The following is a 12198-nucleotide window of genomic DNA, read 5'->3' as shown; positions in this document are numbered from 1 at the left end:
GAAAAGATTATGGAACTTTCAGCATTAAGTGCAATATCACCAGTAGATGGTCGTTATGGCAGCAAAGTAAAATCATTACGCCCTATTTTTAGTGAATTTGGCCTAATTAAATACCGCGTAACCGTAGAAGTACGTTGGTTACAAAAGCTTGCTGAAACAAGTGCTATTGTTGAAGTTCCAGCATTTTCCACCGAAGCGAATGCTGCTTTAAATGCCATTATCACTGACTTCAGTGAAGAAGATGCGTTAAGCATTAAAAAAATTGAAGCGATAACCAATCATGATGTTAAAGCGGTTGAATACTTCTTAAAAGACAAAATTGCTGATAATGCTGAATTGCATGCAGTCACTGAATTTATTCACTTTGCTTGTACCTCTGAAGACATCAACAACTTATCCCATGGTTTAATGTTGAATGACTGTCGTGAAAAAGTATTATTACCAGAAATGGACAAAATTCTAGCTGCTATCAAAGGGCTAGCGGTTGAATACAAAACTATACCTATGATGTGTCGTACTCACGGACAACCTGCTTCGCCAAGCACCCTAGGTAAAGAAATGGCTAACGTATATGTACGTTTACAGCGTCAACGTGAGCAAATCGCCAAGGTGGAGTTGTTAGGTAAAATTAACGGCGCCGTAGGTAATTACAATGCTCACCTTAGCGCTTACCCTGACATTGACTGGCATGAATACGCTAATGAATTTGTTACCTCATTAGGTTTATCATTCAACCCGTTTACTACCCAAATTGAGCCACATGACTATATTGCTGAGCTATTTGATGCTATCGCTCGTTTTAATACCATTTTAATCGATTTTGATCGTGATATCTGGGGTTACATCGCTCTAGGTCACTTCAAGCAAAGAACTATTGCCGGTGAAATTGGCTCATCAACCATGCCACATAAAGTTAACCCGATTGATTTTGAAAACTCAGAAGGTAACCTAGGTATTGCTAATGCACTTTTCACTCACCTAGCACAGAAATTACCTATTTCTCGTTGGCAACGTGACCTAACTGACTCAACAGTGTTACGTAACCTAGGCGTTGGTTTTGCCCATGCGATGATCGCTTACGGCGCAACCCTAAAAGGTATTAGCAAGTTACAAGTTAACGAAGCAAATCTAGCCGCAGAATTAGACAATAACTGGGAAGTATTGGCTGAGCCAGTACAAACAGTAATGCGTCGTTACGGCATTGAAAAGCCTTATGAAAAACTAAAAGAATTAACACGCGGCAAACGTGTCAATGGCGATTCAATGCGTAAATTTATTATGACGCTTGATTTACCAGATCAAGCTAAAGCGCAGTTATGTGAAATGACTCCGGCTAGCTATATTGGCCGTGCCGTTGCTTTTATTGATGAGCTAAAATAAGTTATTTTTAAGCACTGACATTAAAAAGAAGGCGCTATGCCTTCTTTTTTGCTTCTAGCCCCATGCTCAAGGAAGTATTTATTTCCAATCTATTAGAGAAAGTATATTACTTTACTCAACATGATTTTTACCCGATTGGCTCAGTTTATATGGTGGCTGGCATGCCAAAACAACGGATGGCATGCGCGATCACTAAGGCCGCCGTCCCGGCAGAAAAAGGCAAGTGCTACCTAAATCATTAATGTTTTTTCTTTGATGTTATAACTATTTAGCTTGCCACAGAGACTCATCTTCATACAATTTATACAAGCCATCGGCGCGGCCAATTAATAACTGAGCAAAGTCATGCTGCTCTTCACTTTTTGCTTGTAAAAGATTTTCTGCCTGCATTTGCCATTTTAGCGAGAAATGTCTCAAGGCATCACGTGCATTAGTGGCAATCTCAGCACTGCTGTGATCACTTGGTAAATCACCACATAAGACCCAATAGCTTTTCCCTTCAAGGGAGGTTAATTTCCACAGTGCTAACAAAGGCACTAAGTAACGGCTATCTTCCGTTTTAACGCTATTGGTGACAATACCTTTCTCCGCTAGATACTTAGTGGCTGTTTGATATTGCTCTCTTATCCATTGCTGCTGTTGCTCTTCTGTCATCTTTACTGCTTCGTTCATTTTATCCCTCTACTTATTCAAATTCATCTTGGATTATTGATTTATAGCCGGGGGCAAGTAGGTCACCAATAATGTGCAGTTGTAGCTTTTCGCTTACAGCTAGCATCCTAATATTAAATACTTAATGTTACTCGTGACTAGCTTGGCTATTTTCTAGGTGCTATGGTTCGGTTAAAACATTACAACACATTTAAATTGCCTTTTCTAGCAAGAAAAAATGGAGATAAAAAGATGGCTTTATTTGATTTACCTGATTTTGACGATCACGAACAAGTTGTTTATTGCAGCGATAAAGCAAGTGGACTAAAGGCAATTATTGCCATCCATAGCACTAAACTTGGTGCTGCCGTCGGCGGCTGTAGAATGTGGGATTATGCTAGTGATGAAGAGGCTCTCATTGATGTTTTAAGACTATCTAAAGGCATGACTTATAAAAATGCTTTAGCGGGCTTAAGTATGGGCGGTGGTAAGTCGGTCATTATTGGTGATGCAAAAACACTTAAATCAGAAGCGCTATTTAAAGCCTTTGGTGCAGCATTAAATAACCTAAATGGCCGTTACTTAAGTGCAGAAGATGTCAATATCACCACAAGTGATATTGCTATTGCTAATACCGTCACCCCTTTTGTCACCGGCACTGAAGGGAAAAGTGGTAACCCGGCTCCCTTTACCGCCCACGGAACTTTCCTCGGCATCAAAGCGTCGGTCAAACATAAACTTAATCGTGATGATTTAACTGGCCTCAAAGTTGCCGTACAAGGCCTAGGCAGCGTTGGCTATCTTTTATGCGAACACCTCCATAATGCTGGGGCAAAACTTGTCATCACGGATATCAATCAAGCGGCTTTAGATATTGCCGCAACTCAGTTTAATGCCAAGGTGGTTGGTTTAGATGAAATTTATGATCAAGATGTCGATATATACGCCCCTTGTGCATTAGGAGCTACCATTAATGATGAAACCATCAGCCGTTTAAAAGCCGTAATTGTTGCTGGTTGTGCAAATAATCAATTAGCCGAGCCGCGCCATGACCAAGCTTTAGTAGACCATGGCATATTATACGCACCTGATTATGTTATTAATGCCGGTGGTATCATCAATGTCTCCTTTGAAGAGGATTACGATGCTAAAAAATCGACTCTAAAAGTTAAAGAAATCTATCATACCCTATTAGATATTTATGCTAAGGCGGATGCACAAAATAGACCTACCGGTATTATTGCTGATGAAATGGCCCGAAAAATAATTAAAAATGGTGGTAAATAGCTGTTAGTTTTTCAAGCTACATCCAAGTAATCAACAAAGTAATCAACAAAGTAATCAAGGCTACACTATAATTGCTACAAGCCATTCATAGGGGATAGCAATGAAAGCTTTGCTCATTTTGTTGTTACTTGTTTCAGCCCATTGTTTTGCTATAACAACAGTAACAACAACGGGAAAACAAAAACCTGATGATGCCAGTCACGATTATTTTACCGGCTTACTCCGCCTTGCCTTAATTGAAACGGCAGATGAGTATGGTTACGCGGTTTTGCAAACAGTACCCTACCCTGGCCAAGAGCGAATGTTAAAGTTATTAGCATTAGGTGCTTTTTACGATGTTGTCTGGGCTGGTAATTCAGATATTCGTCAGTCTAACCTTCATAAGGTAGCTTTTCCTTTATTCCGTGGCGGTTTAGGTTGGCGCGGTATGATAATACGTCAACAAGACAAAAATAAGTTTTCAGCTTATCATTCCGTCGAAGATTTAACTAAGTTAATTGCTTGCCAGGGTCTACACTGGCCAGATGCAGATATATTAGAGCATGCTGGTCTTGCTGTAGCACGTGTTGGCTACTTCGATGCTATGTTACATATGGTCGAGTTAAAGCGTTGTGATTATTTACCCTTAAGTATTTTTGAAGGCCAAGCTGAACTTGACCTAGTTCATAGCAGTTTTCCAAACCTTATCTTTTATCAAGACTTAATTATTCAATACCCACTTACCATGCATTTTTTTGTCAAAAATAATAATAAACAGTTAGCCAACAGGTTAACTTTAGGCTTACAACGCCTTTATGATTCCGGCGCGTATGATAATTATATGCAAAAACATCAATTAACCCAATATGCTTTTCCTTTAAGTAAATTTAAAAATTCAAGAGTAATCAAATTAGAGAACCCTAATAATAAACAAACAGAATTGGCCAAGTTTAGTTTATCTTGGCCCAGTGATAAATAACAAAAACCCAGCGACAAGCTGGGTTTTATTTTCTTGAGTAAGTATTTTTTAAATGAAAAACTAATCAATCAACTGATATTGCTCACGTAATATTGTAATTATTTCTGCTTTTGGGTTATCAGATAAGATAATTTTTTCACCGGTAATTTTCTCAGCAATATCTATATATGTTTTAGAAACGTGCATTAAGACATCTACTGGTAATTCATTATCCGCAGCAAGTGCTAAACGCTCGTTCATACGATCTTTATTGAGTAAAACATCTGCATCTGCAAAGTGATTCAATAACCACTGACGGAAACCTTCTTTGGAGTTTTCGACGACGTTACCCGCGCGGTATTGTGCACCATCCCATATACGTGATGAGTCTGGTGTGCCTACTTCATCCATATAAATCAATTTATCATTACCATCAATATCTTTCACATAACCAAATTCAAACTTAGTATCGACAAAGACTTGGTCTATGTTAGCTAACGCCGTGGAAATAACATCAAAACCTTCGGTAAGTAGTTTTTCATATAAGGCTATATCATCAACCGACTTAAAATTAAAGGCGGCAAAATTATCTTCGATATTTTTACGCGTTATATTAACATCATCAACCGCTGGCACACCGGGTATGCCTTGCAATACGCCCTTGGTTGAAGGGGTTTGTAGCAGTTTGGTTAGCTTACTATCTTTTACTAAGCCATCAGCAAGCTCAATGCCACAAAATTCACGTTCGCCTTTAACATAACTGCGCCACATAGAGCCGGTAATATACTGACGACAAATGGCTTCAATCATGACCGGTTTAGCTTTTTGTACAATCCAGACAAAGGGATGAGGTATATCTAAAATATGACTATCGGCAAGTCCTTGCGCTTTAAACAGCTTAAACCAATGATTTGAAATGGCATTCAAGGCCGCACCTTTACCGGGTACGCCGCGCATGCCATCTTTACCCGTCCAAATGCAATCAAAAGCTGAAATTCGATCGCTGATCACCATAATAGCTAAAGCTGTATCACTCGGGACATCATAGCCTTTCTCTTTAATAAGGCGCTTGCTATCAGCTTCAGTTAACCAATAAACAGAGCGTACTTTACCACTGTGTACTGGAGCATCCGTACGGATTGGCAAGTCGTTATTAACGGCTAAAACTTTATCAGCTAGGTTCATAATTAATTCTCTTATATATTCACAAATATTTTCAGCTTTTTAAAAAAACTACCACTTAACTAAAATAACTTTTATTCATCACTCTTATCCATAACCAAGCAATTTTACCATAAGTATATTTTAGTTAAATCGTAATCGCTTAAAAGTAAAAAGGACGCTATAAAGCGTCCTTTTTTCAAGCTTAACTAAACATTAGTTAAGCTTACATTCTTCTGCTTAAGCAGCTAAAGAAGCTTGCGCTTTTTCAACTAAGAAAGTGAATGCTACTTTATCGTATACTGCGATGTCAGCTAGGATCTTACGATCAATTTCAATAGCAGCCTTTTTAAGACCATTAATGAATTTGCTGTAAGATAAACCATTTATACGAGCTGCTGCGTTAATACGAGCAATCCAAAGTTGACGGAATTGACGTTTACGTTGACGACGATCGCGGTAAGCGTATTGACCTGCTTTAGTTACTGCTTGGAAAGCAACACGATAAACACGACTACGTGCACCGTAATAACCTTTAGCTTGCTTTAGAACTTTTTTGTGACGTGCACGAGCTTGTACACCACGTTTTACTCTAGCCATTTTCTATATCTCCTAATTAACCGTGACGTAAAAGTTTTTTAACTGACTTAATGTCAGCTGCGGCGATCATGCTTTTAGCACGAAGATGACGCTTAACTTTAGTACGACGCTTAGTCAGGATATGACGAAGGCCAGCTTGTTTGAACTTGTAGCCATTGGCTGTTTTTTTAAAGCGCTTTGCAGCACCTTTATTGGTTTTCATTTTAGGCATGTGAATAACTCCGCATTTATACCCTTCTAGAAGAAGTGGTATATGCCAAATATTAAGTAGCGAGGGCGAAAGTGATTTTCTTTAGTTAACTAAAGTCGGTCACTTTACTTGCAAGCCTTTACTACCAGCGTAAAGATAAAGTTGGTGAATAGAAAATCCGAAAATCTCCTATTACTTGTCAAACCAAGTTTTATCTATTTTTAGGGGCTAAGACCATCACCATTTGACGCCCTTCCGCACGACGCGGGAAGAACTCAAGCACAGTAAGCTCAGCTAAATCGTTTTTAACACGAGTTAACAAATCTAAACCGAGTTGTTGGTGGGCCATTTCACGGCCACGGAAACGTAATGTAACCTTGACCTTATCGCCGCCTTCTAAAAAGCGTTTCAGGTTGCGTAGTTTTACCTGATAATCGCCTTCATCTGTACCAGGACGGAATTTAATTTCCTTAACCTGAATTTGTTTCTGATTTTTACGTTGTTCTTTCTGCTCTTTAGCTTTTTCATAGATAAACTTGCCGTAATCCATCACACGACAAACGGGTGGCTTAGCAGTAGGGCTAATTTCAACAAGATCTACACCAGCATCATATGCTTGGTCCATTGCTTCATTTAATGTAACGATGCCACCGGCTTCTCCGTCAAATTTAATTAAACGAACTTCATTGCCTGAGATATCTGTAATTAACTCATTTAAACGATGAGCTGGCTCTTTACGCCCGCCTCGTTGTCCACCTTTAATAGCCATGTTCCTCCAAAGAACTCTTATTTAGCTGTTTATTAAATCTCTGCCTTTTAATGTCTAATTACAAAAAAGGCAGACTAGTTTATGTTTTTACTATCCGTTTAAAATTTATCGCTGCTTTAACTATGACTGACGCGTTTTCACTTCATCAGATAACTTAGCGATAAAGTCATCAACAGACATTTTCCCTAAATCTTCACCACTTCGAGTCCGAACGGAAATTTCGCCGGATTCCATTTCTTTGTCACCAATAACCAACAAATAAGGAATACGCTTCAAAGTATGTTCGCGGATTTTAAAGCCTATCTTCTCATTTCTCAAGTCTTGTTTTGCTCTAAAGCCATTTTCTTTCAGTTTTTTAACGATTTCTTTACAATAATCACCTTGTTTATCGGTAATATTCATAATTATGGCTTGAGTGGGTGATAACCATGTTGGGAATTTACCCGAATACTCTTCAATTAAAATACCAATAAAGCGCTCTAATGAACCTAAAATGGCTCGATGAATCATCACCGGAGTATATCTTTCGTTGTCTTCACCAACATAAGTGGCACCTAAACGCTCTGGCAAAGCAAAATCAAGTTGCACAGTACCACATTGCCAAGCTCGTCCTAAACAGTCCATTAAAGTAAATTCAATTTTAGGACCGTAAAAAGCACCTTCACCGGGTAAGTATTCAAATTCAATATTACTGTCGGTTAATGCTTTTGCTAAGCCCGCTTCCGCTTTATCCCAAATCTCATCACTACCAATACGACTTTCTGGACGTGTTGATAATTTAACAATAATATCTTTAAAACCAAATGAACCATAAATATCGTAAACCATCTCGATACACTTTTTCACTTCGTCTTGAACTTGCGATTCCATACAGAAAATATGGGCATCATCTTGAGTGAAACCACGTACGCGCATTAAACCGTGTAACGAGCCTGAAGGCTCATTACGATGACAACAACCAAACTCGGCAATACGTAAAGGTAAATCGCGGTATGATTTTAAACCTTGGTTAAAGATTTGTACATGACCTGGACAATTCATTGGTTTAATCGCGTATTCACGCTTTTCAGAGGTAGTGGTAAACATACCATCTTTATATTTTTCCCAATGACCGGACTTTTCCCACAAACTTCTGTCCATCATCATCGGCGCTTTTACTTCGTCATAATCGTACTCGCGTAATTTCTCACGCATAAACTTCTCTAACTCAGTATAAATAACCCAACCATCATTATGCCAAAACACCATGCCCGGCGCTTCTTCTTGCCAATGAAATAAGTCTAAGGCTTTACCAATTTTACGGTGATCACGTTTTTCCGCTTCCGCTAAACGCACGATATAGGCTTTAAGTTGCTTTTTATCTGCCCATGCTGTGCCGTAGACACGCTGCAACATTTTATTGTCGCTATTGCCACGCCAATAAGCACCGGCGAGCTTCATTAATTTAAAGTGATGACAGTGACGCATGCTCGGCACATGTGGGCCTCGACACATATCTATATATTCTTCATGATGATACAAAGCAGGCATATCATCTTGAGAGATATTTTCATCTAAAATTTCAATTTTGTAACTCTCGCCGCGCTCAGCAAAGGCATCACGAGCGGTTTGCCACGACCCCACTTTTTTCACCACTTGATAATTAGTACGGGCAAGTTCAGTCATACGCTTTTCAAGTTTAAGCAAATCATCTGTAGTAATGGTGTGCTCTAAATCGACATCATAATAAAAACCATTGTCGATAGTAGGACCAATCGCCATTTTCGTATCTGGCCATAGTTGCTTAATAGCATGCCCTAATAAATGTGCACAAGAGTGACGAATAATTTCTAAACCTTCGCTATCTTTACTGGTGATAATTTGTAAGGACGCATCTTCTGTTATCAATTCACACGCATCAACTAATTCACCATTGATACGGCCAGCAATGGTCGCTTTAGCAAGACCTGGGCCGATATCAAGCGCGACGTCCATTACAGAGACGCTATTATCAAATGAACGAGTTGAACCATCAGGGAGAGTAATTACAGGCATGTGTTTCCTTATCAGTGGCGGCGCACACAAAGCGTCGCTTGAATTTTAATAGTGTATTTAAATGATTAAGCCATGACAAAGGCATAACTTATATGTGCTCATAGTGAACATGACAGCACCTTGCTCAGGAGAATGTGCTCAGGATAATTGCTCCTGCATTATCTAATAAGGTACTTCCTGTACCGTCTGCATTCTCTATTAAGTGACATCCATGCCACGTCTGCATGTGCTTCGCTAACTTAAAAGAGCTATGAGCTCTTTTTTAATGTGCTGATTGTAAAAGCCTTGCCCTGTTAAAACAAGGATTTTCAACAAGATCTCAACACTTTTTTATCTTAAAAAAGATAAAAAAAGTCTTTGGCCATACCAATAAAAGTTTTACCGCCCTAACAGCACAGTCTATACCGGGCACTCGTGTTATTGAAAGGATTGAAACTCAGCAAAGAATTGAGTCATAAAAATGCTTTAATTGAGATTTTGCAATCGATTTCCTATAGTAGCAAACCGATTGCGGCTAAAGCGATGACCCTGCTATTAAAAGAAATCTGCATGGCACTTTACCGCTAAATCAGTAATAATCTTGTTAATGCAATTAACAACTAGTTAATTTAAATGAAAAGATTACTATTCCTTACCGCTCTTATTATGTGGCCAGCTCAACATTTTGTCCATGCATCACAACCCCCTTGGAAAATATGGAAACAGACTAGTAGCCAAAGTGTTAGTTATCGTACAGCTGCCCACACAGGTAAAACTGATAAAAAACTTATCGAAATTAGAGCCACCACGACAGTCCATTCAAGCATTGCTGGATTCTTATTATTTTTACAAGATGTCAGTAACACGCCAAATTGGTTAGTGAATGCCAGTGCAAGTGAAATTATTAAGCAATATTCAGCCAAAGAACATAGCTTTTATATAAAATTAGCAAAAATATGGCCATTTAAGCCCAGAATCTTAATACTCAATTCCCGCTATTGGCAAAACGATGATCTCAGTGTTGAAATCAACATAACCGATATAAGCGCTATGACGACTGATAAAATAAGTCCGCTAGCGCTTACCAATATAGCAGGTTATTTAAAAGTGAAAGTTCATCATGCCCATTGGAAAATTACACCTAAACTAGCAGAAGATAATGATTCACTAAAACTAACCGAACTATATATTGAGTATATTTTTACCGCCGATGGTCGGGGTGACACACCAAAATGGCTGGCGGATCATATAGCGCTTAAATCAATTTGGAAAAGTATGCGCAATATTAGGCGTCAGTTGCCCGAAGAAAAGTGGCAACAACAAGCAATTAAAGGTATTACTGAATTATCGGTAATACCTTAATAAATAGACCTTAACTAATATTCCTTCAACATTAAAAAACCATTACTTTTATTGTTCAGCGGTAATCGCTAACGCCATCGCTTCTGCGATTTTAATACCGTCAATAGCGGCAGATAAAATACCACCGGCATAACCGGCCCCTTCGCCCGCTGGATACAATCCTTGGCTATTAAGACTTTGCATGGTTTCTTTATCACGAGTAATTTGAATAGGTGATGAAGTTCGAGTTTCTACTGCCGTTAGTGTTGCCTCTGCCATGGAAAAACCCTTAATTTTCTTTTCAAAAGCAGGTAATGCTTCTCTAATGGCTGCGATGGCATAATCGGGTAACGATTCACTTAAATCGCAATAAGTAACCCCTGGTTTGTACGACGGCGTGACACTGCCGTGTTTACCGCTTTTACGCCCGGCGAGGAAATCACCCACCAGTTGTACTGGCGCGTCATAGTTTTCACCGCCAAGTTTAAAGGCTTTTTCTTCTAATTTCCGCTGAAAATCGATGCCAGCAAGAACGTGATCACGTTCACTAGCAAATTCGCCACTTTCATTCTTATTACTAAAATCTGCCGGTTCAATACCAACAACAATCGCACTATTTGCATTACGCTCATGACGAGAGTATTGACTCATACCATTAGTCACTAGGCGACCTTCTTCAGATGCAGCTGCAACAACGGTGCCGCCAGGGCACATACAAAAGCTATAAACCGAGCGACCATTACTACAGTGATGAACTAATTTATAATCGGCAGAGCCTAAAATTTCATTACCGGCATTATCACCAAAGCGTGCTTCATCAATGACCGATTGCTCATGTTCAATACGAAAACCAACGGAAAATGGCTTAGGTTTAATGTAAACACCTGCATCAAATAACATTTCAAAGGTATCACGAGCGCTATGACCAATCGCTAAAGCGATATAACTCGTTTCAATATGATCACCGCTAGAGAGAGTTACACCAGTGACTTTTTTATTTTGGTAGCCTTCAATACCTTGGGTTGTACAGGCATTACCGTCAACATCGGTAAAGTGAATTTTATCTACCCGCTGGTTAAATCGAACTTCGCCGCCGAGTGCAAAAATTTCAGCGCGCATTTTCTCAACCATAGTCACTAGTTTAAAGGTACCTATATGCGGTTTGCTGACAAAAAGGATTTCTTCCGGTGCACCTGCTTTAACAAATTCATGCAGAACTTTACGACTGTAATGCTTCGGGTCTTTAACCTGACTATAGAGCTTACCATCTGAAAAAGTTCCGGCACCACCTTCACCAAATTGCACATTAGATTCAGTATTTAAAATCTTTTTCCGCCAAAAGCCAAAGGTATCTTTGGTACGTTGTCGCACATCTTGGCCGCGCTCAAGGATAATGGGCTTAAAACCCATTTGCGCTAATAATAAGCCGACAAACAAGCCACACGGTCCCATACCGATAACAACAGGACGACTGGTAAGCTCTTTGGCAGCTTGGCTAACAAATTTATAGGCCATATCTGGCGTTTCTTTTACCTGAGTATCATCAGAAAATTGTACCAGCAGCTCTTCATTAAACGTCGTTTCCACATCTAAGGTATAAATAAGAAAAATATTATTTTTCTTACGGGCATCATAACCACGTTTAAACACAGTAAAATTGACTAACTGAACCTTTTTAATGGCTAATTTAGTTAAAATAGCTTGTTCAATTTCGTGCTCTTGATGGTCAAGGGCGAGTTTAATATTAGTTAAACGAATCATTCTTTAAGATCCAGCATAGGAAGAGTAATATTTTTCACTATTTTACCTGTACGCTATCATTTTAGAAACAAGAGATTGAAATTGCGCTCAACAAAGGTATGATCAACA

Annotated in this window: 11 protein-coding genes; 4 read left to right on the top strand and 7 right to left on the bottom strand. The window is 39.1% G+C overall.

Annotation, left to right across the window (positions count from 1 at the left end; all coding sequences use genetic code 11):
* Window positions 1-9: 9 nt before the first annotated feature.
* The gene (purB, locus tag ASU03_RS06610; protein ID WP_057831094.1) at window positions 10-1380 is read left to right on the top strand and encodes an adenylosuccinate lyase; all 1371 of its coding nucleotides are present in this window, start codon (window positions 10-12) and stop codon (window positions 1378-1380) included.
* Window positions 1381-1644: 264 nt separating this feature from the next.
* On the opposite strand, the gene ASU03_RS06600 is transcribed toward purB, so the two are convergent.
* Entirely contained in the window at window positions 1645-2052 is a 408-nt protein-coding gene (locus tag ASU03_RS06600) for a DUF4826 family protein (RefSeq protein ID WP_057180764.1), read from the bottom strand.
* A gap of 231 nt (window positions 2053-2283) precedes the next feature.
* Here ASU03_RS06600 and ASU03_RS06595 point away from each other — a divergent pair, with 231 nt between their 5' ends.
* Both ASU03_RS06595 and ASU03_RS06590 read left to right on the top strand, forming a co-directional pair.
* On the top strand, window positions 2284-3318 hold the full coding sequence (locus ASU03_RS06595) for a Leu/Phe/Val dehydrogenase (RefSeq protein ID WP_057831092.1): 1035 nt from the start codon (window positions 2284-2286) through the stop codon (window positions 3316-3318).
* Between the two features lie 100 nt (window positions 3319-3418).
* Window positions 3419-4276, top strand: a complete 858-nt coding sequence (locus ASU03_RS06590) for a hypothetical protein (RefSeq protein WP_057831091.1) — start codon at window positions 3419-3421, stop codon at window positions 4274-4276.
* Between the two features lie 60 nt (window positions 4277-4336).
* On the opposite strand, the gene ASU03_RS06585 is transcribed toward ASU03_RS06590, so the two are convergent.
* The 5 genes from ASU03_RS06585 to thrS form a co-directional block, all read right to left on the bottom strand.
* Window positions 4337-5440 (bottom strand): phosphoribosylaminoimidazolesuccinocarboxamide synthase, encoded by a 1104-nt coding sequence (locus ASU03_RS06585; protein ID WP_057831090.1) that lies wholly within the window; start codon window positions 5438-5440, stop codon window positions 4337-4339.
* Window positions 5441-5656: 216 nt separating this feature from the next.
* A complete protein-coding gene (gene rplT, locus ASU03_RS06580; RefSeq protein WP_057831089.1) occupies window positions 5657-6016 on the bottom strand; it encodes a 50S ribosomal protein L20 in 360 nt (119 codons plus the stop codon).
* 16 nt (window positions 6017-6032) lie between these two features.
* Window positions 6033-6227 carry a 50S ribosomal protein L35 gene (rpmI, locus tag ASU03_RS06575; protein ID WP_019029135.1) on the bottom strand — a complete coding sequence of 65 codons (195 nt, stop codon included), beginning with the start codon at window positions 6225-6227 and terminating at the stop codon, window positions 6033-6035.
* Between the two features lie 190 nt (window positions 6228-6417).
* Window positions 6418-6975, bottom strand: a complete 558-nt coding sequence (gene infC / locus ASU03_RS06570) for a translation initiation factor IF-3 (protein ID WP_057831088.1) — start codon at window positions 6973-6975, stop codon at window positions 6418-6420.
* A gap of 120 nt (window positions 6976-7095) precedes the next feature.
* On the bottom strand, window positions 7096-9009 hold the full coding sequence (gene thrS / locus ASU03_RS06565; protein ID WP_057831087.1) for a threonine--tRNA ligase: 1914 nt from the start codon (window positions 9007-9009) through the stop codon (window positions 7096-7098).
* 612 nt (window positions 9010-9621) lie between these two features.
* Here thrS and ASU03_RS06560 point away from each other — a divergent pair.
* Entirely contained in the window at window positions 9622-10350 is a 729-nt protein-coding gene (locus ASU03_RS06560) for a hypothetical protein (protein WP_057831086.1), read from the top strand.
* Between the two features lie 48 nt (window positions 10351-10398).
* Here the strand turns inward: ASU03_RS06560 and ASU03_RS06555 are convergent, their stop codons facing one another.
* Window positions 10399-12090 (bottom strand): NAD(P)/FAD-dependent oxidoreductase, encoded by a 1692-nt coding sequence (locus ASU03_RS06555; protein WP_057831085.1) that lies wholly within the window; start codon window positions 12088-12090, stop codon window positions 10399-10401.
* Between the last annotated feature and the right edge of the window lie 108 nt (window positions 12091-12198).

The organism is Colwellia sp. TT2012 (assembly GCF_001440345.1).
Taxonomy (GTDB): Bacteria; Pseudomonadota; Gammaproteobacteria; order Enterobacterales; family Alteromonadaceae; genus Colwellia.
The sequence above is the reverse complement of the archived record's forward strand: the minus strand, read 5'-3'. Positions and strand labels throughout refer to the sequence as shown.

Coding starts and splice junctions, on each gene's coding strand:
- purB (WP_057831094.1), top strand. CDS start 10: ATGGAACTTTCAGCATTAAGTGCAATATCACCAGTAGATGGTCGTTAT.
- ASU03_RS06600 (WP_057180764.1), bottom strand. CDS start 2,052: ATGAACGAAGCAGTAAAGATGACAGAAGAGCAACAGCAGCAATGGATA.
- ASU03_RS06595 (WP_057831092.1), top strand. CDS start 2,284: ATGGCTTTATTTGATTTACCTGATTTTGACGATCACGAACAAGTTGTT.
- ASU03_RS06590 (WP_057831091.1), top strand. CDS start 3,419: ATGAAAGCTTTGCTCATTTTGTTGTTACTTGTTTCAGCCCATTGTTTT.
- ASU03_RS06585 (WP_057831090.1), bottom strand. CDS start 5,440: ATGAACCTAGCTGATAAAGTTTTAGCCGTTAATAACGACTTGCCAATC.
- rplT (WP_057831089.1), bottom strand. CDS start 6,016: ATGGCTAGAGTAAAACGTGGTGTACAAGCTCGTGCACGTCACAAAAAA.
- rpmI (WP_019029135.1), bottom strand. CDS start 6,227: ATGCCTAAAATGAAAACCAATAAAGGTGCTGCAAAGCGCTTTAAAAAA.
- infC (WP_057831088.1), bottom strand. CDS start 6,975: ATGGCTATTAAAGGTGGACAACGAGGCGGGCGTAAAGAGCCAGCTCAT.
- thrS (WP_057831087.1), bottom strand. CDS start 9,009: ATGCCTGTAATTACTCTCCCTGATGGTTCAACTCGTTCATTTGATAAT.
- ASU03_RS06560 (WP_057831086.1), top strand. CDS start 9,622: ATGAAAAGATTACTATTCCTTACCGCTCTTATTATGTGGCCAGCTCAA.
- ASU03_RS06555 (WP_057831085.1), bottom strand. CDS start 12,090: ATGATTCGTTTAACTAATATTAAACTCGCCCTTGACCATCAAGAGCAC.